The sequence below is a fragment of the Stutzerimonas sp. C6.4V genome (genome assembly GCF_058536345.1).
The window spans coordinates 2,763,539-2,788,586 of record NZ_JBZUBM010000001.1 but is presented as its reverse complement, the minus strand read 5'-3'; the positions used below and the strand labels follow the sequence as shown (position 1 = coordinate 2,788,586).

Below are 25,048 nucleotides of genomic sequence, written 5' to 3'. Positions count from 1 at the left end.
GCCGCGCTGCTCCTCGGGAGGGCGCGGTTTTTTGTGGCTGCGGCTCGGAGCTGTCGGCCACCTGCGCGGCTGGTTATACTGCGCACCATTCATCCCTAACCTGGAGTAGACAGCATGCTGAAGCGCCTGTTGTTCAGCCTTGCCGCCGCGTCTGCACTGGCTCTCGCCGGTTGCGCCCATAGCCCCCAACAGCTCGACCCGAATCCCAAGCTTACCGAGACCATCAATCCGGTCGGCCAGGGACAGCCAGTTGCAGTGCGGGTGGTGGATGGCCGCCCATCGGCCACCCTCGGCACCCGTGGCGGTCTGTACCCGGAAACCAGCGCTGTGATCGTGCCGAAAGAGAAAGTCATACCCAAACTTCAAGCGCAGGCTGAAGCGGCAGTACGCCTGTTGGGCTTCACGCCGTCGCCAAACGCCTACAACGCACCGCAGCTGACCCTGACCCTGGCTGAACTGAAATACCAGTCGCCGAAGGAAGGTCTGTATGTTACCGAGGCCACCATTGGCGCCACCTTCCGGGTTGAGGTGCAGAATGGCGGGCGTCGTTATACCGGACGCTATGGTGCCTCACTGAACCAGCGTTTCGGCATGGCGCCAAACGAGCAGACCAACACCAAGCTGGTCACGGAAGTGCTGAGCGATGCCTTGACCCGCACTTTCCGCGACCAGAATATCGGCCAGGTGCTGTCTCAGTAGTCGCCTGCCAAACAGCAGATTGCACCACAGAAACCCCGCCGTCCCAGACCGATCCGTCGGGGTTTTCTGTTCTGGGCGCAGCGGCTGTCCCCAGTGCGCCGGCAAATCTCACCCCCGTCTACCGGACTCGCGCCCTGACGGATTGACTCAAGTGCCCGACGCTTTTCCAGCCTTGTAGTGTCCTGCCTGACAGCCTGTCGCGAAAGACAAGCGCCCCGGATGGACCGGGGCGCTGTTGGGGTCTCTCTGAGTCTATCGCACGCCCGAATTACGCAGGGCCGCCGGCGTGTACTGGTTGGAGTTGGCTTTGTAGTTATAGGTGTAGGGATTGTTTTCCTCGTTCTTCATGCCCATCACCAAATAGCGGCCGGAGATCAGGTCATACAGGGTTTCCATGGCATACAGCGGAACCTGGTCGTTATAGATGTACTCGGCATGGGCCTCGGCAACGCGCCACAGTGCGTTGCGGCCGTCATAGTGGTCGATGACCGCGGCCTGCCAGGTATCCTCGTCGATGAAGAAGTGTCGCTTGGCATAGATATGGCGCTCGCCGGTCTTGAGCGTCGCCTCGACTTCCCATACGCGGTGCAACTCGTAACGGGTCAGGTCCTGGTTGATATGACCGGCCCTGATGATGTCGTCGTACTTGAGCTGCGGTGAGTCCAGGCGGTAGGCGTTGTAGGGGATGTACATTTCCTTCTTGCCGACCAGCTTCCACTCGTAACGGTCCGGCGCGCCGTTGAACATGTCCAGGTTATCGGAGGTGCGTAGCCCATCGGATGCGGTGCCCGGGCCGTCATAGGCCACCTGCGGTGCACGGCGGACGCGGCGCTGGCCGGCGTTGTAGATCCAGGCCATGCGTGGTTCCTTGACCTGATCGAGCGTCTCGTGGACGAGCAGCACGTTGCCGGCCAGGCGCGACGGCTCGGTCACCTGTTGCTTGAAATAGAACAGCACGTTGCCGTGTTTTTCCGGGTTGTAGTCGCTCAGCGTGTCGGTGTAGACGACCTCGTCGACGAATTTCACCAGGCTGTAGCTGCCATTGACTTGTGGCGTCGCCTGCGCAACGGTGCGGCGGGCCGAGCCGCCACGGTAGCGGGTGATGTGGTTCCAGATGACTTCCAGGCCATCCCTGGGAATAGGGAAAGCGACGGAAGTGTCGAAATGTTCCAGGCCGTTGCCGCCCCGGACCAATTGGGTCTGCATGGCATTCTTGCGTGCTGCGTCGTAGATCCGCTGAGGCATCGCGGCGCTGCGGCGGGTTTCGAAGACCGGCAGGCGATAGGTGTCAGGGTAGCGTTTGAGCATGGCGATCTGGCCGGGGCTCAGGTTGTCCTTGTATTGCTCATAGTTCTGCGCGGTGATGGTGAACTTGGGCTTGTCGTCCGGGTAGGGGTCGCTGACGAAGCCATTGGAGGTGACCTGGGCTGCATCGGTTGCCAACCCGCCGGTCCAGGCCGGAATGGTGCCGGCCGCATTGCCTGCCATTTCCGCGCCCACCGGCGTCAGGCTATTGCCGAGCCTGGCGGCATCGGTCTCCGGAACGGCTGCCATGGCCGCAGAGGCCAGCAATGCGCCGGCCAGCAGGGAGAGTGAGAAAGCCCCCGTCTTCACGATCATCTTGTTCATTGTTCTGTCCTGTTAATACGGTGCCGCTCATGCGCGAATGCATGCCTGCGGTGTGCGGAACTGGGTGTCTCGACGGCACTGCGCCATCATCCTGCATGGCGAGGCCGGCACCCGGCCGGTGGCAGTCCCGCCTGGTCTTCGACCAGACGCACGCTCTATTTCGGTGTTCCCGGGTGGATCGAGGGTGGAGCCGAAGCCGAATATATGTCAATCGCGGGTAGGGCACCTATGCGCATAAACGGCGTAAATACCAGGCAAATTGCCATCTTGGCCTTGGCTCGCGTTTGGTCGGGAAAACGGCTGGCTTACGCCAGGTTTCGGTAGACTTGCGCGCCATTCCCGGAGTGCCGGGGCCTGGATATTAGTCACGTGCGGTGGAGGTTCGGTTGTCACTGCAAATCGATATGTCGGGGTTGGCGGATCTCGCCTGGCTGCTCAACTCGATGGCACTGCTCATTGCCCTGGCGGCGAGTTGGCTGCTCGTGGCTACTCGCTGGCGCCGCCAGTTCTTCGCGACACGGCTGCGCCTGGCGGCGAGCCACATGCAGGTGGCCAGCGAGGGTCGGGAGAAGGCGACTCGCCGCGTGAATCGCGCTTTCTATGCAATCGGCTTCTCCAGCCTCGGCCTGGCCTGGCTGCTTTCGATGCTGACCCGGCTGGCCTGAACAGGCTGCCGGGCGAGGGGCTCAAAGACTGAGCCCGGCCTTGATGCGATGCTGGTTGCGCACCGGCGTGGCGTATTGCTGGATCAGATAAGGCTGCTGAACGCTCGGGCAGGCCGCCAGCCGCTTGCCCCATTCGGCCTCGGCTCGTGCAATCTCGGCGGCACTGAACAGATCGGCCAGTTCCGGTAGCTGCAGTTGCGGGTCGCGACCTTCCCAGATCCGGTAGGCCAGGTAGTTCACCGGGAACAACCGGTAGTCACAAAGAATCTGTTGGTCGATCTCGGTGGCCAGTTGCTTGGCATCGTCCGGAACCTCTGTGATCGGCGTACCGAAACTGACGTGTACCCGGCCCTTGTAGCCGGTGATACCGAGCGCAATGCTGGTGTCGTCTTCACCCGGAACCTTGACGTAGGTTCCCGTGGTCGCGCGAATGTAGAGTTCCCGTGCCTTGGCCTGGTCGCACGGATCGTATTCGTAACTGATCGACACTGGCGTCGGGCGAAGCGCCGCCAAGGCTTCAGCAAAAGGCTCTTCCTTTCGGCTCATATGCAACATTTTCAAGATTGCAGAATCGGTGCGATCGTCGCCGTCCTTGGCGCGGCCTTCGGCCTGGGCGATCCAGATCGATTCGCCATCGTTGCGGATCGAATGATTGATATAGGCAGACAGCACCTGGTAAGCCGCCAGTTTTTCTCGCCGGCCGGTGATCGAACGGCGCACGATGAAGCTCTTGTTCAGGCGCATCAGGTCGCTGACAAAGGGACGCTGTAGCAGATTGTCGCCAATGGCGATGCGTGGCGTGCGCATCTTCGCCTGATAGAGCGCATAGTTGACGAAGGCCGGGTCCATGACGATGTCACGATGGTTGGCCAGAAAAAGATAGGCTTTGCCGGGCTGCAGCTTGTCCAGTCCCGAATAGGTAATGCCGTCGGTGGCGCGCTCGATGGTGCGGTCGAGGTACATTTCGATCCGGGCCTGCAGCGTGTCGACCGAATCGATGCGGGCAAACTCGCGGCGCAGCCGCTGCGCAATCAGCGGCTTGAGGGCCCAGCCCATTGGCCCGGCCAGCCGCGGAAAGCGAAAGTGGGCCAGAATGTCGAGGAACTCCCGGTCGGCGAACAGTCGCGCCATTACGGCTGGGACTTCGGCGTCGGCATAGGGTCGGATGGCTTCGAATTCGTCCATCATGCTCTCTGTAAGGGAAACAACTAGATAACCCAACTGTTTGGGGTCGAAACTGACAGCAGATTATAGCGACAAGTCACACGGGAGACGCTGATGCTGGAAACACAGGCGTACGAATGCCCCTATTGCGGCGAAGAGGTGGAGGCTGTGCTGGATCTCAGCGGAGGCGATCAGCGCTATATCGAGGATTGCTCCGTTTGTTGCCGTCCCATCGTCTTCGACCTGCGCACCGATGGAAGCGACTGGCAGCTCGATGTGCTGCGGGAGGACGAATGAATGCAGCGTGTCTATGAACCTCGGGACCTGCTCGAAGCCGAAATGCTCAGCGGTATGCTGGCCGGGGAGGGTGTCGAGGCATTTCTGACCGGGCGGCATCTGGTCGGTGCCGTGGGCGAACTTCCCGCCTGCGGCCTGCTGGGGCTTATGGTCGCGGATGAGGAGGCCGACCGCGCACGGCGGTTAATCGCTGCGTACAATGGCGCCGAGCCGCTATTTGGTGAAGAACCGGACAGTTATCCGGGTGAGCTGATTTGCTGACCGCCCCGGGTGCTGTGTGCGTTGCCTGGTCGGCTCCCTTGATTTCCCTTCTGACGAGTCCCTGTTCATGTGTGGCCGCTTCGCCCTGTTTCGCTGGAGCCCGGCCTTTGCCGCGCTGCCTGGTTTTCCCGCTGATCAACAACCGCACTGGAGCCTGGCGCCCGGGGCATCGGTACTGCTGCTGCGTCAGCAGGGCGACGGACTTCAGCTCAGCAGCGTGCGCTGGGGGCTGACTCCGCCGTGGCTGACCGACTTCACCCGAACCCCGGCGCAGGCGCGCGCGGAAACCCTGGCCGAGCAGCCGATGTTTCGCGAGGCCTTCCGCCTGCGTCGCGGTGTGTTTCCAGCCAACGGGTTCTATGAGTGGCGCGGTACGGCACGCAAGCGGCCGTACTGGATGACTGCCGAAGACTCGCTGATGTACCTGGCGGCGATCTGGGAAGCCTATCCGGTGCAAGGCCATACCTATCTAAGTGCTGCGGTAGTCACACTGCCAGCAGCCAATCAACGCCGGCCGCTGCTGCTGGGTCAGGCGGCAATGGCCGCCTGGCTCGATCCTGACACGCCGCTCGAAGCGCTTCAGGCACTAATGGCTGCGGCTCAACCACCCTTGCGAGAGCGGCCCTTGGCGACGTTCGTCAACGACCCGAAGCTGGATGCGCCCGAGTGCCTGACACCTGTCAACGGCTAAGGTGGCTGGATTGGCGGTACGCAATCCCAGTTGCGGCCATGCAGCAAGAGGCGCCGGTTGCCCGGTGGGCGAGCTCCCACTAGCATACGGCGCAGAATCCCAGGGAGACGCGACATGTTGAAGCCGCATCCGATTACACTCTTCTTCGCAGCCTCGATACTGGCTGGCTGCCAGGCGGTCAACACCACCAGCAGCGGTGCCGTTGGCGTGGACCGCAAACAGTACATGTTCAGCATGCTGTCGACCGAGCAGGTCAACCAGATGTATGCGCAGTCGTATCAACAGACCGTCTCAGAGGCGAAGAGCAAGGGTGTGCTGGAAAACAACTCGCCGGTGGCGCAGCGGGTCAATCGTATTGCCAGTCGCCTGATCGCCGAGGTCAAGGCCTTCAGGCCAGATGCGGCCCAGTGGGATTGGGACGTCAACGTGATCGACAGCCCGGAGCTCAATGCCAACGCCGGACCGGGCGGGAAGATCATTTTCTATACCGGCCTGATCGAGAAGCTCAACCTGACCGACGACGAGATTGCGGCAGTCATGGGGCATGAGATTGCCCATGCGCTGCGAGAGCATGGTCGCGAAGCCATGTCCAAGGCCTATGGCGTACAGATGGCGACGCAGCTCGGTTCGGCAGTGGGGATTGGCGACGGCAGCCTGCAGCTGGCCAACATGGGTGTGCAGTACCTGATGACCCTGCCCAACAGCCGCAGCAACGAAAACGAGGCTGACCTGATTGGTCTGGAGCTGGCTGCACGCGCTGGCTACAACCCGAATGCAGCTGTCAGCCTCTGGCAGAAGATGGCGGCGGCCGGAGGCTCCGCGCCGCCGGAGTTTCTCAGTACGCATCCGTCATCCAGCAGCCGTACGCAGGCGCTGCAGTCGACCATCCCCAAGGTGATGCCGCTGTACGAGCAGAACCAGAAACGCTGACGGCGTTGTGCTGCCACCGGCCTGGTCAGGTCGGTGGCAAAGTGATGGGAATCGGGCTTTCCATGCCCAACTGTTTGCGTGCGCCTTCAAGATCGAAGAGGGTGCTGATCTCCTCGATATCTCCGCCTGGGTTAAGTGTCCAGATCGACATGGCCGCAACGGTTAGGATCTTGTTGCTCGGCGGATAGCCGAACGCTGGCTTGATCAGGGTGCCGAACAGGGTGCTTGAAGTGACCACGCGGTTGCCTTCGCTGAGGCATTCATCCACTACCACTTCCAGGTCAGGCATCGCCTGGCGAATCTCCCGCACGATAAGGCTGAAGCCTGCGCTGTTTACCGGCTGTGCGATAAACGAGCTCCGATAGCTGAAATAACGGCTCTGCAACTGTTCGGCCAGCGCCAGTCGTCCCTTGCTCCAGCTCAGGTCGATGTGCTGCCGAACCCGTCGTTTTCGTTCTTCAGGTGACATCCAGCCTGCTCCCCCTCAAATGCCGCCAGAACGCGGTGAGCGGGCACTCTACCAGCACCCGGCAGACCGCGATTTGCGTTGCGTATCAGACTGGCAACATGCCGCTCAAGCGCAGCGCCTGGTAAGCCGCATAGACCGCCAGCGCAGCGAAACCAATGGCGGCAATACGACGGATCAGCGTGAGGGGCATGCGGTCGGCGGCGAAGTTGCCGGCCAGTACGACCGGCACATTGGCGATCAGCATGCCCAGGGTCGTGCCAATGATGACCAGGATGAAGTCGGGGTATTGCGCAGCGAGCATCACAGTAGCGACCTGCGTCTTGTCGCCCATCTCGGCGAGGAAAAAGGCGATCAGCGTCGCGACGAAGGGACCGAATCGCCGGCCGCGTGATGCTTCGTCCTCCTCCAGCTTGTCCGGCACGAGCGTCCAGAGGGCGACGGCGACAAACGAGGCTGCCAGCACCCAGCTGAGAGTCGCTGGGGAGACCAGTGAGGAAACCCAGCTGCCGATGGCACCGGCAGCAGCATGGTTGACCAGAGTCGCGACGACAATGCCCCAGATGATCGGCATGGGGCGGCGATAACGTGCCGCCAGGAGCAGTGCCAGCAGCTGCGTCTTGTCGCCGATCTCAGCCAGCGCAACGATCAGGGTGGGGATATAGAACGATTCCAAACAGACATCCTTGCAGGGGCGGGTCGACAGTTCACCATGACACGCACCCCCTGCCCGCCCCGGGTCAGGTGTACGTGTCATGGGTCTTGTCAGACCATGCGCGGCCGTCTCGTCGGGCCGCGCGGGTCGCATGCGCCATGGTCTGTGGACCAAGTATGTTGACGTATGCCAGGCGAGCAGAGCGCTCGCCGGAGACTACTCCCCCAGGACGGGCGCGAGTTTGCCCAAGCCCGGCCTGTAGCGCAAGCGCGGCGCGCACTCAGCGCCGACTGGCTCGATAGATCCGAAAGCCGTCTGCATGAATGAGCGTCTCGCAGCGACCCAGATGCGCTTCGATCAGAGGGGGATATTTGAGGAATGCATTGGCCACCAGGCGCAGTTCGCCGCCGGGTTGCAGATGCTCAGCTGCGCGTTGCAGCAAGGTCTCGCTGGCCTGGTAGTGAGTGTGCACACCCTGGTGGAAGGGCGGATTGCTGACGATCGCAGCGCAGTGCGCCGGTGCAGCGTCAATACCGTCACCGGCAATGACTTGCGCCTCCAGACCGTTCGCGGCGAGCGTCATGCGGCTGCTCTCGACTGCAAAGGCATCGACATCGAGCAGCACGATGTCGCTGTCCGGGTAACGTTTCTTCAATGTCGCGCCGATGATGCCGGCGCCACAGCCGAAGTCGAGCAGGCGGCCGCTGGGCAAGTTGTCCAGGTGATCCAGCAACAAGGCGGTGCCACGATCGAGGCGGCCATGGCTGAAGACGCCCGGCAGGCTCGTTACCTTCAGCGGGCCGTCAGCCAGGTCGAGAGTGAACTGCTGCGCGAGGGCGTGCAGTTCCGGAGCCTTCGGCGTGTTCTGCACTCGGACCTGCCAGAGCTGGCAATGCCGGGCACTGTCGAGTTTACGAGCTTCGCCGAACGCTGCGAGCTGTTTGGCGGCGCGCTCGACCCCTGCACGCTTTTCCCCAACCAGGTAAAGCAATCGCCCCTCAAGACTGGCGGCCAGGGTGCCGAGCAGGTAGTCGGTCAGTTCGCGAGATTTCGGCAGGAACAACACCGCGCTGTCGAAGGGTTGCGCGGGCGTCTCGATGCCGAATGCACAGCGCCCGGCGAAGCGGGCTTGCAGGCGCTGGTGATCCCCAGCGTGCCAGGTCCAGCAGCTGGCGCCAGGCAGGTAACCGGGCAGGTCGTCGGCAGGCAGCCCTGCCAGCATCACCTCACCGCCGAAGAGTTCGGCGTGGCGCAGCAGCACTTCGCTTCGCGGGTCCATCAGTGCCTCCGACAAAAGCGGGCGAGCTTAGCAGTCTTGCCCGCACGAGCAGAAGCCTGGCGTCAGTTGACCTGGCGCATTGGCGCGCCGGCCATGAACGCGGCGGCATTCTCGCTCAGCTGGCCCACGATGCGCTGACGGGCTTCACGGCTACCCCAGGCGCTGTGGGGCGTGACGATCAGGCGCGGAACATCGGCGGCCAGCAATGGGTTGTCGTTGCTTGGCGGTTCGCTGGTCAGCACATCGGTGGCAGCACCGCCCAGATGCCCGCTACGCAAGGTGTCCGCCAGGGCCTGTTCATCGATCAGGCCGCCACGGGCGGTGTTGAGGATGAAAGCCGTGGGCTTCATCAGCTGCAGTTCGCGCGCTCCGATCAGGTTGCGTGTCTGCTCGGTGAGCGGGCAATGCAGCGTGAGGGCATCGACCCGAGGCAACAGCTCGTCGAGTTCCAGGCGGTCCGGGCGAGGCGGGCGGCCCGGCAGGTTGCCGTTGAGTACGTGCATGCCCAGCGCTTCGGCCAGCCTGCCCACTGCGCTGCCCAGCTCGCCGTGGCCGAGTACACCGAGGGTCTTGCCAGCCAGTTCGACAATCGGGAAATCCAGCAGGCAGAACTGTCCGCTCTCTTGCCAGCGACCGCGGGCCACGGCGCCCTGATAATCGGGCAGCCGGGTGGCCAGCGCCAGCAACAGCGTCAAGGTATGCTGTGCAACCGTGGCTGTGCCGTAGGCCTGGCAGTTGCAGACGACAATGCCCCGTCGTTTGGCAGCGGCGAGATCGATGTTGTTCACGCCAGTGGCTGCGACCAGGATCAGCTCCAGGTCAGGGCAGGCGTCGAGTGTCGCTTCGTTCAGCGCGACCTTGTTGCTGATAGCGACCTGCGCGCCTTGCAGGCGCTCGATGATCTCGTCTTCACTGGTTTGGGCATGGCAGATCAGTTCATCGAACGCGGACTGTAGCGGGGTCAGATCCAGATCACCCTGGTCGAGCGGAGAGAGGTCGAGGAATACTGCGCGGCGATTGCTCATGGACTTTACTCGTATGAATCAGCGGGCGGAGTAACCGCCTCGGAATTGGTGGAGTTGACTGATGTACTGGATGGAATTTCTCACTGTGGCGCTGGTGCACCTGCTCGCCGTGGCCAGCCCCGGGCCGGATTTCGCGGTAGTGGTGCGTGAAAGTGTGGCCCGCGGGCAGCGAAGCGGCAGCTGGACTGCAGTCGGCGTCGGTGCCGGCATTCTGGTGCACGTCGGCTACTCGCTGCTGGGGATTGGCCTGATCGTCTCGCAGTCGATCATGCTGTTCAACCTCTTCAAATGGCTGGCCGCCGCTTACCTGTTTTATCTGGGATACCAGGCACTGCGTGCAAAGCCGATGTCGGCCGAGAGCCTATCCTGTGCAGAGGCGGCTGTTCCCCTCTCAAGCAGGCGTTCGTTCGTCATGGGGTTCGTTACCAACGGCCTCAACCCAAAGGCGACGCTGTTCTTTCTGTCCCTATTCACAGTCGTTATTGACCCCCATACCCCACTCGCCGTTCAGGCTGGCTATGGGTTATACCTGGCGTTCGCTACCGGCTTGTGGTTTTGCCTGGTGGCCTGGCTGTTCAGCCGCGAGCGAGTTCGCGCGGGCTTCGCACGTATGGGCCATTGGTTCGATCGCATGACCGGCGCGGTGCTGATAGGACTCGGCATACGTCTGGCGGCGAGCGAGGTGGCCTGACGCCTGAACGTGCGCCTGGAGTCTGAATGCCGTATCGGGCGCAGCGGTCAATGGCCGTTCGCCGCCAGACGGTGCCTTGGAGAGCCTCTCATAACATCAATAACAGGAAGCCCTATGCTACAGACCCGAGTGATCAAACCCGCCGAAAACGCCTACCAGTATCCTCTGCTGATCAAGCGCCTGCTGCTCTCCGGGCAGCGTTATGAACGTAGCCGCGAGATCGTCTACCGCGACCAGCTGCGCTTCGACTACCGGACGCTCAACCAGCGCATCGCCAGGCTCGCCAACGTTCTCACCGCAGCTGGTGTGAAGGCTGGCGACACGGTGGCGGTGATGGACTGGGACAGCCACCGTTATCTCGAATGCATGTTCGCCATTCCAATGATCGGCGCGGTGGTGCATACCATCAACGTGCGGCTCTCCCCCGAGCAGATTCTCTACACCATGAACCATGCTGAAGATCGCATGGTGTTGGTGAACAGCGAGTTTGCAGCGCTCTATCAGTCCATCGCGGGCCAGGTGACGACTGTCGAAAAGACACTGTTGATCACTGATGCCGAAGAAAAGGCTTGCGAACTGCCCAACTGTATCGGCGAGTATGAAAGCCTGCTGGCCGGCGCAGAGCCGCACTATGACTTCCCTGATTTCGACGAGGACTCTGTCGCTACCACTTTCTACACCACCGGTACCACTGGCGACCCCAAGGGCGTCTACTTCACTCATCGTCAGCTGGTCCTGCATACCCTGGCAGCGGCAGTTACCGTGGGATGTCGCGAAAATCCGACGTTGATGGGCGCCGATGATGTCTACATGCCGATCACGCCTATGTTTCACGTGCACGCCTGGGGCCTGCCTTACGTGGCGACAATGATGGGCCTCAAGCAGGTCTATCCCGGCCGCTATGACCCGGAGCTGCTGATCGAGCTGTGGCGGCGGGAGAAGGTAACCTTCTCCCATTGCGTTCCGACCATCGTGCAGATGTTGCTCAATGCCAAGGCCGCCAAAGGCACTGACTTCGACGGCTGGAAACTCACCATCGGTGGCAGCGCGCTGACGCGCGGCCTGTACGAATCGGCACGGGCCAGTGGCATGCAACTGGTGGCGGCGTACGGCATGTCCGAGACCTGTCCGCTGATTTCCGGCGCCCATATCAACGATGAACTGCTGCAGGCCAGCGAGGACGAGCGGGTCGCCTACCGGCTCAAGGCCGGGGTCCCGGTTGTGCTGGTCGACGCGGCGATCCAGGCGCCTGATGGCAGCTTTCTGCCTGCCGATGGGTCGTCCCAGGGGGAGCTGGTACTGCGCGCGCCATGGCTGACCCAGGGTTATGTCGGCAGTGCAGAGGAAAGTGAGGAGCTGTGGGCTGGAGGCTGGCTGCATACCGGTGATGTCGCCACCCTCGACGCGATGGGCAACATCGACATCCGCGACCGTATCAAGGATGTGATCAAGACCGGCGGTGAATGGATTTCCTCGCTGGCGCTGGAAGGTCTGATCAGTCGTCATGAGGCCGTGCGCGATGTTGCCGTGGTGGGTGTGCCGGATGAGCGCTGGGGCGAGCGACCGTTTGCCTTGCTGGTGCTGTGCGCAGGCAAGCAGTTGGCCGCTCGGGATTTGCAGGCCTTCCTGGAGCCGGCGGTGGAGCAGGGGCACATCAACCGATGGGCCATTCCGCAGCAGATCGCGGTGGTCGAAGACATTCCCAAGACCAGCGTCGGCAAGCTGGACAAGAAACGCATCCGCGTCGATATCGCGCGCTGGCTGGCCGAAGGCAGTAGTGCGATCTCATCGACCTAGCGCAGTGGTCCGGCTGGATGCCAGGGAAAATCGGTACGGGGATCAGTCCTGAGTTCGTCGGCGCGTTCCGGTTCTGACGCAGGCGGGGTGTTAACCTAGCGGCGCATTTCGACCCGTGCCGATTGTTGGTGTCGGGTTGACGTCCCGGAGATGAAGGAAGTAACCATGAAAAAGCTCAGTACCCTGACTGCATTCACCGCCACTATCGTTCTGTTGGCCGGCTGTACCAACAACCCTTACACCGGCGAACGCGAAGCCGGTAAGGCTGGCATCTACGGCGGCATTGGTGCGGTCAGCGGCGCGGTGATAGGCGCGGCCACCTCAAGCAAGAAGGACCGGGCCAAGGGTGCGCTGATCGGCGCTGCGGTGGGTGGTGCGGCCGGAGGCGGCTACGGCTATTACGTTGATACGCAGGAAGCCAAACTGCGCCAGACGTTGCAGGGCACCGGTGTTCAGGTGCAGCGCGACGGCAATAACCTGACCCTGATCATGCCGGGCAACATCACCTTTGCCAGCAATTCTGCAGACATTTCCAGCAGCTTCTACCCAACCCTCAATTCGCTGGTGCAGGTCTTCAAGGAGTTCAACAAGAACGGCATCGACATCGTTGGTCATACCGACAGCACCGGTTCCCAGCAGCTCAACCAGGATCTGTCCAATCGCCGCGCCCGCAGTGTCGCGGCCTACCTTGAAGGCAACGGCGTGACGCCTTCCCGCATATCCGCCTATGGGGCAGGCTCCAGCCAGCCAATTGCCAGCAACAGCACGGCTGCGGGAAAGGCCCAGAACCGTCGTGTGGAGATCAATCTGCGTCCCTTGCAGTAACCGTCAATGACGTATGGGCTGGCGATTTCGCTCTACGAACTCGCCGCGCCATATTGATGGCGCCAGTTTAATACCCTTTTTTCCTGCCGATTGAACCTCTTCGCGATCCGTGACTCTGAAGCTCGTGACAGCAAGCCATGTAGTGGCACTGAGGAGGTCGAATGGACGATCGTTCCGCTCTCCATTCCCGCAAGCCTTGGCTGCCATTGGTGGTGACCTTGGCCCTGATGGCCGGGCTCGGGGGATGGGTCGGCTGGCAATGGCATGTTCAGGAATTGCGGATTCGCGCAGAGCAGGCGCAGCGGTTCAATCTTGCCGTCAACGATATCGAGAACACGCTCCGTGAACGCATGCGCGCCTATGAAATGGTCATGCGTGGCCTGGCCGGGCTGTTTGTCGGCAGTGACACCGTCACCCTGGACGACTGGAACCGGGCGTCCGACCAGCTCCAGCTGCAGGATTTCTACCCAGGTATTCAGGCGCTTAGCCTGTCCCGCTATGCGCGTCAGGCTAACCTTCCCTCGGTCTTGAAGCGTATTAAGGAGGGTCGGCGCGATTTCCGCATGTACCCGCCCGGTACGCGTGATGAGTACCTGATTGTCGATTTTATCCATCCGCTGGACTGGCGTAATCGGCGCGTGCTGGGCTTCGACATGTTCAGCGAGGAAACCCGCCGGGAAGCCATTGTCGCAGCGCGCAACATAGGGACGCCAATGTTGACCGGGCCTTTGCGCCTAAAGCAGGAAACCGAGCGCAATGTACAGGTCGGCATCCTTCTGTATTTGCCGCTGTACCGCGTCGGCGCACCTATTACCACGCTCGAGGAGCGCCAGGCCGCGTTTGCAGGGACTCTGCATGGCGCGTTTCGTCTGACCGATCTCATGGATGGTGTGCTCGGTTCGCGCAGCAAACTTTTCCAGCTGCAGCTTTTCGATGCGGCCGCACCCGACGAACCCCTGTTGATGGGGCGCGCACCGGTAAGCAGCGATGCGGCTTTCCATCGTACCCGCAATCTCTACATGTACGGTCGCAGCTGGCAACTCGAAGTGGCCAGCACACCGGAATATGAAGCCATTCTGAGCAGCTCCGGCCGCGCTTTCAGCCTGGCGGCCGCATTGACCGCGGCGATGCTGTTCGCTTTGCTGATCGGCGGCTATCTGTATTTGCGCGAGCGAGCCCTGCGCAGCAGCCAGCTTCTCGGGGCTCAGCTGCAAGAGCGTGAGGCCCGTTTCCGTCAACTGGTGGAGCAGCTGCCGGTCGCAACTTTGCTGTGCAATGCGCAGGGTCGTATCGAGCTGGCGAATCAGAGCGCCGCGACCTTGCTCGGCAGCACCGCCGGGCTATTGGCCGGAGAGCGATTGAGCCGCTATGTACCGGGTGCGCTGGATGTCCGTGCCCAGGACCAGGCGCTTGACGACCATCAGCAGGAAAACCAGGCCTTGCGTGAAGACGGTACGGCTATTCCCGTTTCCCTGAGCCTGACCAGTTTCAAGCGTGACGATGGTCTTCATCACCTGATCAATCTGGTCGATCTGCAGCAGCGCAAACGTGACGAGGAACGTTTTCGCAACGTGGTGGAGGCTTCTCCCAATGCGTTTTTGCTGTTCGACCACGACGGCCGCATCGTCATGGTCAACCGGCAAACCGAGCTGCTGTTTGGTTACAGCCGGCAGGAGCTCGTGGGGCAGCCGGTCGAGTTGCTGATTCCCGAGTCGATGCGCAAGACCTACATGGAGGTTCGCCATCAGTTCATCCAGGCGCCTGAAGCCCGCCGTCTGGGTGATAACCGCGAGCTGTTCGGTCGTCATAGGGATGGTCGCCTGTTGCCTGTCGAGGTAGGGCTTTCGCCCTTGCGCAGCGGCGAAGAGCAACTGGTACAGGCCGTTGTGACTGACATCGGCCATCGCAAGGCTGCTGAACGCCGGCTGCGTGACCAGGCCAACGAGTTGGTGATAGCCAACCGGTACAAATCCGAATTCCTCGCCAATATGTCCCACGAGTTGCGCACGCCACTGAACAGCATCCTGATCCTTAGCGACCAGCTGAGGCAGAACGCAGGCAGCAACCTCAGCGAAAAGCAGGTTCGTCACGCCGATATCATCCACCGGGCGGGACACGATCTGTTGCAGCTGATCAACGATGTACTCGATCTGGCCAAGATCGAGGCAGGACACATGCAGATAAAGGCGGAGCCGGTCAACCTCGCCGAGCTGCTGGCGGAACTGACGGTGAGTTTGCAACCCATGGCCGAGGAGAAACGGCTGGTGTTGAGCAGCCGTATCGATCCGGATGTCCCTGTGGCAGTCATCAGTGACCGCGCCCGGATCCAGCAGATTCTTCGCAATCTCGTTACCAATGCCTTGAAGTTCACCGAGCGCGGTTCGGTCGATATCCATATCGTGCGTCAGGAGAGCGGTCAGCCTGACGAGAACAGGCTTCTGATCCAGGTCACCGACACGGGCATCGGCATTGCCGAAGACCAACATGAGCGCATCTTCCAGGCATTCCAGCAGATCGACGGCTCCATCAGCCGGCAATACGGCGGAACCGGCTTGGGTCTTGCCATAGCGAGGCAGCTGGCCGAGGTACTCGGTGGCGGCATTACGCTCCGGAGTACGCCGGGAGAGGGATCGTGCTTCACCATTGAGCTGCCTCTCAAGCCCGCAGCAACCACCGAGGTCAGAACGCTGCGGCCCGCCCAACAACGTGGTCAAGGCCGTAGCCTTCTGATTGTCGAAGACGACCCCGACTTTGCCTCGGTGGTTGCGGAGGTCGGCCAGTCACATGGGTTCAACAGCGTCATTTGCGGCACCGGCCAGGAGGGTATCGACGCGCTGGAGCAAGAGCGTTTCGCGGCGCTGATCCTCGATATCCTGCTGCCGGACATCAGCGGCTGGCAGGTCTATCGCATGCTGCGGGCTGATTCGCGTCACCAGAGCATGCCGGTATACATCATCTCCTGTGTTCCGCAGCCGCACGGTTGGTCGGACGATGGTGCCCGCTATCTGCTCAAGCCGGTGGCGCAGGGAGAGCTGGAGCGTCTGTTCCTGGAGCTGTCCGAGCCGCAGGTCAATCCGGTGCGTCTGCTACTGGTGGAAACGGATCCTGAACGGCGGTTGCAACTGCGCGAGCGATTCGAACGGCTCGGTTATCGGGTCAGCGCTTGTGCGCGTAGCGAAGAAGCGCGACTGGCCTATGCCGAGCATCCGTTCCGGGCGCTGGTTATCGATTTCGATCTGCCTGATGAAGACGGGCTGGATCTGCTGGATGCGCTGGATCGTCTGCGCCCGCTCAAGGATGTACGTGTTGTGCTGAACAGCCGGGAACCGCTCTCGGAGAAGAATGTGGAGCGGCTTCGGCGCTATTCGTCGGTTGTGTTGTCAAAAAAAGAAGGACTGGAGCATATGGAAGATGCATTGAAACCAGGGGCAGGCAAGCCTGCGGAACTGGACTCGAACGATTTGGGGCACCCATTGCTGGGGCGGCGAGTATTGCTGGCGGACCGTGATGTGCGGTCGATCTACGCCATCAGCGCCATGCTTGACGAGCAGGGGTTGCAGACGGTGCCCGCCACGAGCAGGGTCGAGGCGCTCGAGCGTTTCGACGAAGATGCCTTCGATCTGGCCCTGGTGGATCTGGCGCTGGTCGATAATGACGGCCCTGCACTGATCCGCCAGCTGAGAAACGACTATGGTTGTCAGGTACCTATCGTGGCCATGACGAAGGGTGCCGACCTGGCCTTGCGCGATGAGGGTATCGCCGCAGGCGCCGACGAGGTGCTCGTCAAGCCGATCGACATGGCCGCGCTGGTCGAGTTGTTGCGCCGCTGGTTGGGGGATGCACAAGGCCCTCACAACGGCTCATGAAGGAGAAACGCGTGACGCATCGTTCATACCGGGCTGACGTGGTCGGCACAACCGAAGTCAGAGTCAATAACTCACCGCGCCGGGGCACCTGGTGATGGGAAGGGTGCAAGCCAAGTCGCAGGCCCGTACCCGCAGGTTGCTGGTGGTGGATGATCGTGAAGCCAATCTGGTCGCGATGGAGGCACTGCTCGGCGATGGTGACTGGCAGGTTCACACGGTCAATTCCGGGGAGGCGGCGCTCCAGGCCTTGCTTGATCTGGATGTGGAACTGGTGCTGCTTGATGTGCAGATGCCGGGTATGGACGGCTTCGAGGTGGCGCGGCTGATGCGAGGCAACCCGCATACGCGCTACACCCCGATCATCTTTGTGTCCGCCATCGCCCATACCCGCGAGTCGGTGCTGCGCGGCTATGCGACCGGCGCGGTGGATTTCATCCTCAAGCCTTTCGATCCACAGGTGCTCCGACACAAGATCGAGACGTTGCTGAGCCACGAACATAATCGCCGAGACCTGCAGTTGTTGAGTCAGCAACTGGACAGCGCGAGGGCATTCAATGCCTCGGTTCTGAGCAATGCAGCCGAAGGCATCCTCGTGGTGGGAGAGGACGGGCTCATCAACTTTGCCAACCCGGCCATTGCCCAGATGCTGCACACCAGCGTGGATACATTGCAGGGCACCGCGCTGGTCGATCATCTGGCCTCGCCGCAAATGCCTGACGCCTGGCGCGACACCGACTTCTACAAGCATTGGCGTAGTGGCGAGACCTACCGCTTGCACGAGGCGCAGCTGCATACCGCTCGCGGCACCACCCTGCCGGTCGCCTTGTCGTCCTCTCCGTTACCCCGCCAACAGCGTTCGATGGTGGTGATCGCACTCGACATGTCGGTGGTACGCAACCTGCACGTTCAGCTGGAGACGCAGGCCGTCACCGACTCGCTGACCGGCCTGCTCAACCGCCGTGGTTTCCACCAGGCGCTGGACTCGGCCTTGGCGAGGGTGGACCGCAATGGCAAGCGCATGGCGATCCTTTACATCGATCTCGATGGTTTCAAGCGCATCAACGATTCGCTGGGGCATGACGCCGGCGACGAAATTCTCTGTCGTGTGGCGCGGGTGCTGGAAACCTGCATGCGGCCCTACGACATCATTGCGCGGATGGGCGGCGATGAGTTCACCGCTTTGCTGGATTCGCTCGATCATCCTGAAGACGCCGCGAAGGTGGCTGAAAAACTCATCGAGCTTATTTCCGTTCGGCATACGGTTGACGGCACCGAAGTCACCCTCGGCGCAAGCATTGGCATCGCACATTTCCCCGATTGCGGTCAAAGCGTCGAGGAGCTGCTGCGCTCGGCGGATATGGCCATGTACGAAGCCAAGCGTGAAGGCCGGCAGCAGTACCGTTTCTTTTCCAGCGAAATGAACGGTCGTGCCCATGCGCGGCTGATGATGGAAGAGAATCTGCGTAGCACCATCGAGCGCAATGGCTTTGCGCTGGCCTACCAGCCACAGGTGGTGCTGGAAACCGGCAAGCTGCGTGGTTTCGAGGCGCTGTTGCGCTGGGATTTCGCTGGGCGCGGGGCCGTGGAACCCAACGTGTTCATTCCTTTACTCGAGGAGACGCGTCTGATCGACCGCGTCGGTGAGTGGGCGCTGCGCGAGGGTCTGGCGCAGTGCCGCGACTGGCGCGAGCGCTTCGGTGACAAGCTGATCCTGAGTTTCAATGTCAGCCCGGTGCAGTTCGGGCGTGCCGGATTGCTCGAGGAGCTGCGCCGGTTGCTCGATGAATATCAGCTTGACCCCCGTCAGCTCGAACTCGAGGTGACCGAAGGCGCACTCATGCAGGACCTGGAGCAGAGCTGCGAGAAGCTTCGTCAATTGCGCGAACTTGGGGTGAAGGTGGCGGTGGATGACTTCGGTACGGGTTACTCGTCACTGGCCTATCTGCGTCATTTCGAACTCGACACGCTGAAAATCGATCGGTTGTTCATCTCGAACATGCTGGACTCGCCACGTGACGCTGCGGTGGTCAGTACGATTATCGATCTGGGGCGCAACCTTGGTCTGGAGGTAATTGCCGAAGGGGTGGAAACGCTTGCCCAGCGCGACTGGCTGATTGCCCACGATTGCCAGGTGATGCAGGGTTTCCTCGTGGCGCCAGGCCTTGCAGTCGAGGATGCCTTGGCGTTTCCTCGGGAGGTCGACTGGGTACAGCTGGCGCGGGATCACAAGGGGAAGTAGGCGTCGAGGCCTCGGCGCCGGCTTGCTCAACGTCCTGGAAACTCGCGGTGCAACGCTTCGAGCTGCAGGTCCTTGTCGGCCCATAGCTCGTTGACCCATTCCTGAAAGCTCAGCCGATAGCGTTCATCCTGGTCATAGCTGCGATTCAGGAATTCTGTTGGGATCGGCATCGACTCGATGCGCATCACGACCTGGCCGATGCGCCCGCAGAGCAGGTCCCAGAAGCTCGGATTGCCGCCCGGGTAGTGAATGGTGATGTTTATCAGCGCCGTCAGCTGTTCGCCCATGGCATCGATCACGAACGCAATGCCACCTGCCCTCGGCTTCAGCAGGTAGCGGTAGGGTGAAGCCTGCTCCGTATGTTTGTCTTCGGTGAAGCGCGTGCCTTCGAGAAAATTAAAAACCGAGACCGGGTTGGTCCGGTAACGCTCACAAGCCTTGCGGGTGGTTGCCAGGTCCTCGCCGCGCTTTTCCGGATAGCGGGTCAGGTATTCCTTGCTGAAGCGCTTCATGAACGGGAACTCCAGCGCCCACCAGCACAGGCCAATCACCGGCACCCAGATCAGCTCACGCTTGAGAAAGAATTTCAGAATCGGCATGCGGCGGTTCAGCTGGTACTGCAGCATCAGGATGTCGGCCCAGCTCTGGTGATTGCTGGTCACCAGGTAGGAGTGGTCCATATCGACCTTGTCCAGGCCCTGCACGTCCCATTCGGTGCGCCTGACCAGATCCATCCAGAAACTGTTGACGCCCATCCAGGACTCGGCGATCCAGTGCATGCCGAAGCGCAGTGCGCGCTGGATACGCGGGATGGGGAGCAGCAATTTAAGGAGCGATAGCGCGAACAGCGGCCAGCACCAGAACAGGGTATTGAGCGCCAGGAACAGGCCGGCAGGGACGCCGCGGAGCGGGGCGGGCAGGAAACTCAGCATTAGGGTCTCGTTCTTACTGCAAATCTCGCGCAAGAGTAACGATTGCGCGCCGAACTGCAAGCAAACGATGGCCTTCGTTTGGTAGCCCGTTCCGGCTCGAAGGCCGGAACGGGCAGGTGTTGCGATCAGGCCTTCTGGCTGTCGGCCTGCAGTGCGGTCAGGGCGATAGTGAAGACGATGTCGTCGACCAGGGCGCCACGGGACAGATCGTTGACCGGCTTGCGCAGGCCCTGAAGCATCGGCCCGACGCTGATGACATTGGCACTTCGTTGCACCGCCTTGTAGGTGGTATTGCCGGTGCTCAGGTCGGGGAAGATGAACACCGTCGCCTGGCCGGCGACCCGGCTGTTCGGCGCCTTCTGCTTGCCGACGCTGGCGACCGAGGCCGCGTCGTATTGCAGCGGCCCGTCGATAGGCAGGTTAGGCGCGCGCTCCTGGGCGATGCGCGTTGCTTCGGCCACTTTCTCGACCTCGGCGCCACTGCCGGAGGTGCCGGTCGAGTAGCTGATCATTGCCACGCGTGGCGTCACGCCAAGGGCAACGGCCGATTCGGCGCTCTGCAGGGCGATCTCAGCCAGCTCGGTCGCGCTCGGGTTCGGGTTGACCGCACAGTCGCCGTAAACCAGCACCTGGTCTGGCAGCAGCATGAAGAACACCGAGGACACCAGGCTATAGCCTGGGGCTGTCTTGATCAGCTGCAAGGCCGGGCGAATGGTGTTGGCGGTGGTGTGCACGGCACCGGACACCAGTCCGTCGACTTCATCGAGCGCCAGCATCATGGTGCCGAGCACCACGGTGTCTTTCAGTTGCTCGCGCGCATCGTCCGGGGTCAGGCCCTTGGCCTTGCGCATTTCGCACATGGGCTCGACGTAGTGGTTGATGATCGTTTCCGGATCGAGGATTTCCAGGCTGGCTGGCAGGACGATGCCCTGCTCGCGCGCGACGGCCTGCACTTCCTCCGGCTTGGCCAACAGCACGCAACGGGCGATCCCGCGTTCCTGGCAGATCGCGGCGGCGCGGATGGTGCGTGGCTCATTGCCTTCAGGCAGGACGATGCGCTTGTTGGCCTGTTGTGCACGCTTGACCAGCTGGTAGCGGAAGGCCGGGGGAGACAGGCGCAGCTCGCTGCGCGGCACGCTGAGGCGGGTGTGCAGCAGCTCGGGCTGCAGGTGCTTGGCGATGAAATCGGTCACCTGGGTAGCGCGCTCGATGTCGTCTGCCGGGGTTTCCTTGTTCAGCCCGAAAAGGTTTGTCGCCGTGTCGTAAGAGCCGGTTTGCACTGTCATGACCGGCAGACCGCCATCCAGCGCCGCCTTGCACAGGTCGAGAATCCGCGGGTCTGGCGCGAAATCGCTGCACAATAGCAAGCCGGCGAGCTTGACGCCGTTGAGTGAGGCCAGGCTGGCCGCAAGGATGATGTCATCCCGGTCGCCTGGTGTGACCACCAGCACGCCTGGCTGCAATAGCTGGACGGTGTTGGGGACCGCGCGTGCACAGAGGACGATCTTGCCGACGCGGCGCTGCTCGGCTTCGCCAGCGTGCAGTACCTTGGCCCCCAGCAAGTCAGCGATGTCGCGGGTGCGCAGGGCGTTCAGCTCTTCGGCGAAGGGGATCGCGCCAAGCAGCTGGAACTCCTGGGTGCCCAGCAGCGGCAGGTGTTCCTTGAGGCGTTCGGTGAAGGCAGGTACCCCATCTTCACTCTTGATCTTGTTCAGGATAACGCCGAGCACCTTCGGGTCCCTGGCGCCGCCGAACAGCTGCGCCTGGATTTCGATGCGCTCGGCCATGCGCTTGAGGGTATCGTTGCCCTGGGCCGAGATCAGGATGACTTCGGCATCCAGGCTTTTCGCCAGCTGGGTGTTGATTCGAGAGGTATGGTTGAACTCGCGGGTCGGGACCATGCCTTCGACGATGACCACGTCCTTTCCCGTAGCCACCTCCTGATATCGACTCACCACGTCTTCGAGCAGCAGATCGAGCTCGCCATCGGCCAGTTGACGCTCCACTTGTTCGAGCGTCAGCGGTTCGGGCGAAGCGATGTTCAGTGTGCTTTCGACCAACAGCCGAGAGCGCTCCTGCCCCTGGTCAAGTGGGAAGGGCTGGGCGATGGGCTTGAAGAATCCAACTCGGAGGCCGGCGCGTTCAAGGGCGCGGATGAGTCCGAGACTGATAGAGTTGAGGCCGCCACCAAAACCGCAGGGGGCGAGAAAGAGTGTGTGCATTGGGGATCTCCTGTCGAGCGGCATGGTGGGCATGGCTGTGCCAGCTAGGCGATACCCGACGGCGCTGAGCCGCCGGGTTGCGCTGCAGGCGCTGGCGCCTGCAGGGGCGGTCAGGCGTCCAGCAGCGCCAGTGTATCCAGTGCAATCTGGCGCTCTTCATTCGTCGGAACCACCAGGACGCGCGGGCTGCCGGCTGCCTGGATTTCGCCTCCGACGCCACGGATGCAGCGTTCGTTGGCCTGTTCGTCCAGCTTGAAGTTGAACAGCTTCAGATGCTCCAGCGTACGGCTGCGGACGGCGACGGAGTTTTCACCGATGCCGCCGGTGAAGATCAGTCCGTCGAGCCTGGGCAAGGCGCAGGCCATGCTCGCCAGGGACTTGGCCAGGCGGTAGCAGAATACCTCCAGGGCCAGCTGTGCGCCGGCGTGACCCGCAACGCGGGCTTCGTGCAGGGTGCGCAGGTCGTTGGACAGGCCGGACAGGCCCTTCAATCCGCTGTCGTGATTGAGCATGCGGTCTATCTGCTCGAGGCTCCAGCCCAGGGTGCGGTTCAGGTAGCTGTGCAGATTGGGGTCGACATCACCGCTGCGGGTGCCCATCACCAGGCCTTCAAGGGGGGTCAGACCCATGCTGGTGTCGCGGCTTTCGCCATTGACGATTGCGCAGGTGGAGCAGCCATTGCCGAGGTGAGCGGTCAGCCAGCAGCTGTCATCGACCGGTAGGCTGGTCATCTCCGCGGCACGCTTGCTGACGTAGTTGTGGCTGGTGCCATGGAAGCCGTAGCGGCGAACGCTGTGTTCCTTGTAGAGGAATTCCGGCACCGCGTAACGGAACGCATGTTCGGGCATGGTCTGGTGGAACGCGGTATCGAATACGCTGACCTGCGGCAGCCCTGGAAACAGGGCCATGGCCGCGTCGATGCCGACCAGGTTGGCCGGATTGTGCAGTGGCGCCAGTTGGGCGCTGTCACGAATGGCCTTGAGCACCTCTTCGTTGATCAGGCTGGAACCGGTGAAGTGTTCGCCACCATGGACCACACGGTGTCCGATACCATCCAATTTGCCGCCGGCCGTTTCCTGGGCTACCGGCAGCAGTTTCTCCAGCGCGGCACGGTGATCGGCACCTGGGATGTTCAGGCTCTGCTTGGTGTCCCCCAGCTGCCAGTGCAGCACGGCTTCCGGACTGCCGAGACGCTCGGCGAGGCCCTGCAGGGGAAAGGTTGCTTGGGCTTCGTTGACCAGCGCGAACTTGATCGACGAGCTGCCGCAGTTAATCACCAGGATGTTTCGAGCGGACATCGGTGCTCCTTGGATGCGAATAATTGTTGATATAGGTCGCCTACATTTACAGGCGTGGATTCTGGCATACCTGAGCCCCGGGCGATGCTCTCCAAAGGTTGTATTCGTTACCGCCCTCAGCAGGGATCGGCCGCTTCCGTCAGCTGCCGATGGTCTCCTAAACTGCGGGCCGGTTCGCATTCATCGCAACGCGCGGTTAAACTTTGGCATCACATTCCCCAGCAAAGGTTTTGACTCATGCAGATTGCCGCTAACAAGGCTGTGTCAATCGACTACACCCTCACCAACGACGCCGGTGAGGTGATCGACAGCTCGGCCGGCGGCGCGCCGCTGGTCTATTTGCACGGTTCCGGAAATATCATCTCCGGTCTGGAAAAGGCGCTCGAGGGAAAGCAGGGCGGTGACGAGGTGAAGGTATCGATCGAGCCGCAGGACGCCTACGGTGAATACAGCCCGGAACTTGTCGCCACGCTCAATCGCGCCATGTTCGAAGGCGTGGACGAGCTCGAAGTAGGCATGCAATTTCATGCGTCCGGTCCTGATGGTGGCATGCAGATCGTTACGATCCGTGATGTCGAGGGTGATGATGTGATCGTTGATGGCAATCATCCCCTCGCCGGCCAGCGCTTGAACTTCGAGGTGAAGATCGTTGATGTGCGTGAGGCCAGTGACGAAGAGATCGCGCATGGCCACGTGCACGGCGAAGGTGGTCATCACCACTGACAGGTGTGCCTGTCAAAGCCCGCTCGTTCGAACGGGACATGGAAGCGCTTCGGGTTGATGCCGAAGCGCTTTTTTACCCTCTGGAGAAATAGAGATGAGCGCGTTTCACGAGTTGGTCCTGCCCGGCCCGGAGGGACAGGAACTTCCCCTTGCGCCGTTGAAATCTCAGCTGACGCTGGTGGTGAATGTGGCCTCCGAGTGCGGCCTGACGCCTCAGTATGCCGGCCTGCAGGCTCTGCATGAGCGTTACAGGGACCGAGGCTTCGGCGTGCTGGGCATTCCCTGCAACCAGTTCGCTGCGCAGGAACCGGGCAGTGACGCCGACATCTTGCAGTTCTGCAATGAAAACTACGGCATCACCTTTCCAATCAGCAGCAAGCTGGAAGTCAACGGCCCGCAGCGTCACCCCTTGTACCGGCTGTTGGCGGGCGAGGGCGCCGATTTCCCCGGCGACATCAGCTGGAACTTCGAGAAGTTTCTGGTGGACAGGGATGGACGCGTGCTGGCGCGCTTTTCTCCGCGCACGGCACCGGATGATCCCCTGTTGATCCAGGCGATCGAAAGCGCGCTCGGCTGAGCGCGCCGCTCCCATGGCGTCTGCTGCCGCTACATTTCCCAGCACCATCGTGCCGGACGCGGCGCTGCAATAAACGACATGGATGATGGTGTTCGGTCTAGACGACCGGTCATATCC

Annotated in this window: 22 protein-coding genes and 1 riboswitch; of the genes, 13 read left to right on the top strand and 9 right to left on the bottom strand. The window is 61.7% G+C overall.

The genetic code is table 11. From position 1 onward, the window contains the following. The first annotated feature begins 114 nt into the window (after positions 1 to 114). The gene (locus tag AC4LFW_RS13035; protein WP_491819509.1) at positions 115 to 699 is read left to right on the top strand and encodes a YajG family lipoprotein; all 585 of its coding nucleotides are present in this window, start codon (positions 115 to 117) and stop codon (positions 697 to 699) included. A 252-nt stretch (positions 700 to 951) separates the two neighbouring features. Here the strand turns inward: AC4LFW_RS13035 and AC4LFW_RS13030 are convergent, their stop codons facing one another. Then, the gene (locus AC4LFW_RS13030) at positions 952 to 2,328 is read right to left on the bottom strand and encodes a DUF1329 domain-containing protein (protein ID WP_491819507.1); all 1,377 of its coding nucleotides are present in this window, start codon (positions 2,326 to 2,328) and stop codon (positions 952 to 954) included. 386 nt (positions 2,329 to 2,714) lie between these two features. On the opposite strand from AC4LFW_RS13030, the gene AC4LFW_RS13025 reads away from it, so the two are divergent. Further along, complete coding sequence (locus tag AC4LFW_RS13025; protein WP_491819505.1) at positions 2,715 to 2,993, top strand: hypothetical protein; 279 nt, start codon at positions 2,715 to 2,717, stop codon at positions 2,991 to 2,993. 21 nt (positions 2,994 to 3,014) lie between these two features. Here AC4LFW_RS13025 and AC4LFW_RS13020 read toward each other — a convergent pair whose 3' ends face one another. Beyond that, positions 3,015 to 4,178 (bottom strand): 1-acyl-sn-glycerol-3-phosphate acyltransferase, encoded by a 1,164-nt coding sequence (locus tag AC4LFW_RS13020; RefSeq protein ID WP_491819504.1) that lies wholly within the window; start codon positions 4,176 to 4,178, stop codon positions 3,015 to 3,017. Between the two features lie 93 nt (positions 4,179 to 4,271). On the opposite strand from AC4LFW_RS13020, the gene AC4LFW_RS13015 reads away from it, so the two are divergent. The 4 genes from AC4LFW_RS13015 to AC4LFW_RS13000 all read left to right on the top strand — a co-directional run bounded on the left by AC4LFW_RS13015 (position 4,272) and on the right by AC4LFW_RS13000 (position 6,336). Continuing rightward, positions 4,272 to 4,454 (top strand): CPXCG motif-containing cysteine-rich protein, encoded by a 183-nt coding sequence (locus AC4LFW_RS13015; protein ID WP_491819503.1) that lies wholly within the window; start codon positions 4,272 to 4,274, stop codon positions 4,452 to 4,454. After that, entirely contained in the window at positions 4,455 to 4,715 is a 261-nt protein-coding gene (locus AC4LFW_RS13010) for a putative signal transducing protein (protein ID WP_491819501.1), read from the top strand. Between the two features lie 67 nt (positions 4,716 to 4,782). After that, on the top strand, positions 4,783 to 5,406 hold the full coding sequence (locus AC4LFW_RS13005; RefSeq protein WP_491819499.1) for an SOS response-associated peptidase: 624 nt from the start codon (positions 4,783 to 4,785) through the stop codon (positions 5,404 to 5,406). A gap of 114 nt (positions 5,407 to 5,520) precedes the next feature. Continuing rightward, complete coding sequence (locus AC4LFW_RS13000) at positions 5,521 to 6,336, top strand: M48 family metallopeptidase (RefSeq protein WP_491819497.1); 816 nt, start codon at positions 5,521 to 5,523, stop codon at positions 6,334 to 6,336. 25 nt (positions 6,337 to 6,361) lie between these two features. Here the strand turns inward: AC4LFW_RS13000 and AC4LFW_RS12995 are convergent, their stop codons facing one another. The 4 genes from AC4LFW_RS12995 to AC4LFW_RS12980 form a co-directional block, all read right to left on the bottom strand. Then, complete coding sequence (locus AC4LFW_RS12995; RefSeq protein WP_491819496.1) at positions 6,362 to 6,805, bottom strand: ester cyclase; 444 nt, start codon at positions 6,803 to 6,805, stop codon at positions 6,362 to 6,364. Positions 6,806 to 6,890: 85 nt separating this feature from the next. Beyond that, complete coding sequence (locus tag AC4LFW_RS12990) at positions 6,891 to 7,478, bottom strand: TMEM165/GDT1 family protein (RefSeq protein ID WP_491819495.1); 588 nt, start codon at positions 7,476 to 7,478, stop codon at positions 6,891 to 6,893. A gap of 18 nt (positions 7,479 to 7,496) precedes the next feature. Beyond that, positions 7,497 to 7,701, bottom strand: a riboswitch (yybP-ykoY riboswitch). Positions 7,702 to 7,737: 36 nt separating this feature from the next. Next, positions 7,738 to 8,736, bottom strand: a complete 999-nt coding sequence (locus AC4LFW_RS12985; protein ID WP_491819494.1) for a methyltransferase — start codon at positions 8,734 to 8,736, stop codon at positions 7,738 to 7,740. 62 nt (positions 8,737 to 8,798) lie between these two features. Continuing rightward, positions 8,799 to 9,761 carry a 2-hydroxyacid dehydrogenase gene (locus AC4LFW_RS12980; RefSeq protein WP_491819493.1) on the bottom strand — a complete coding sequence of 321 codons (963 nt, stop codon included), beginning with the start codon at positions 9,759 to 9,761 and terminating at the stop codon, positions 8,799 to 8,801. 61 nt (positions 9,762 to 9,822) lie between these two features. Between AC4LFW_RS12980 and AC4LFW_RS12975 the strand changes: the two genes are divergently transcribed. The 5 genes from AC4LFW_RS12975 (at position 9,823) to AC4LFW_RS12955 (ending at position 19,179) form a co-directional block, all read left to right on the top strand. Beyond that, complete coding sequence (locus AC4LFW_RS12975; protein ID WP_491819492.1) at positions 9,823 to 10,452, top strand: LysE family transporter; 630 nt, start codon at positions 9,823 to 9,825, stop codon at positions 10,450 to 10,452. Positions 10,453 to 10,566: 114 nt separating this feature from the next. Continuing rightward, positions 10,567 to 12,249, top strand: coding sequence for a fatty acid--CoA ligase (locus AC4LFW_RS12970; protein WP_491819491.1), 1,683 nt, complete (start codon positions 10,567 to 10,569; stop codon positions 12,247 to 12,249). A gap of 165 nt (positions 12,250 to 12,414) precedes the next feature. Then, complete coding sequence (locus AC4LFW_RS12965) at positions 12,415 to 13,074, top strand: YiaD family glycine zipper/OmpA-like lipoprotein (protein WP_491819489.1); 660 nt, start codon at positions 12,415 to 12,417, stop codon at positions 13,072 to 13,074. Positions 13,075 to 13,235: 161 nt separating this feature from the next. Continuing rightward, on the top strand, positions 13,236 to 16,940 hold the full coding sequence (locus AC4LFW_RS12960) for a CHASE domain-containing protein (protein WP_491819488.1): 3,705 nt from the start codon (positions 13,236 to 13,238) through the stop codon (positions 16,938 to 16,940). 94 nt (positions 16,941 to 17,034) lie between these two features. Continuing rightward, positions 17,035 to 19,179, top strand: a complete 2,145-nt coding sequence (locus AC4LFW_RS12955) for a putative bifunctional diguanylate cyclase/phosphodiesterase (protein WP_491819487.1) — start codon at positions 17,035 to 17,037, stop codon at positions 19,177 to 19,179. Positions 19,180 to 19,205: 26 nt separating this feature from the next. Here AC4LFW_RS12955 and yihG read toward each other — a convergent pair whose 3' ends face one another. The 3 genes from yihG to AC4LFW_RS12940 form a co-directional block, all read right to left on the bottom strand. Beyond that, positions 19,206 to 20,111: a 1-acylglycerol-3-phosphate O-acyltransferase, YihG family gene (gene yihG / locus AC4LFW_RS12950; RefSeq protein WP_491819486.1), complete on the bottom strand. Its 906-nt coding sequence runs from the start codon at positions 20,109 to 20,111 to the stop codon at positions 19,206 to 19,208. A 125-nt stretch (positions 20,112 to 20,236) separates the two neighbouring features. Beyond that, positions 20,237 to 22,333 (bottom strand): phosphate acetyltransferase, encoded by a 2,097-nt coding sequence (pta, locus tag AC4LFW_RS12945; protein ID WP_491819485.1) that lies wholly within the window; start codon positions 22,331 to 22,333, stop codon positions 20,237 to 20,239. Between the two features lie 110 nt (positions 22,334 to 22,443). Next, entirely contained in the window at positions 22,444 to 23,631 is a 1,188-nt protein-coding gene (locus tag AC4LFW_RS12940) for an acetate kinase (RefSeq protein WP_491819484.1), read from the bottom strand. A gap of 237 nt (positions 23,632 to 23,868) precedes the next feature. On the opposite strand from AC4LFW_RS12940, the gene AC4LFW_RS12935 reads away from it, so the two are divergent. Together AC4LFW_RS12935 and AC4LFW_RS12930 are read left to right on the top strand one after the other, a co-directional pair. Then, positions 23,869 to 24,354, top strand: coding sequence for an FKBP-type peptidyl-prolyl cis-trans isomerase (locus AC4LFW_RS12935; RefSeq protein ID WP_491819483.1), 486 nt, complete (start codon positions 23,869 to 23,871; stop codon positions 24,352 to 24,354). A 94-nt stretch (positions 24,355 to 24,448) separates the two neighbouring features. Then, a complete protein-coding gene (locus AC4LFW_RS12930; RefSeq protein ID WP_491819481.1) occupies positions 24,449 to 24,931 on the top strand; it encodes a glutathione peroxidase in 483 nt (160 codons plus the stop codon). Positions 24,932 to 25,048: the final 117 nt, after the last annotated feature.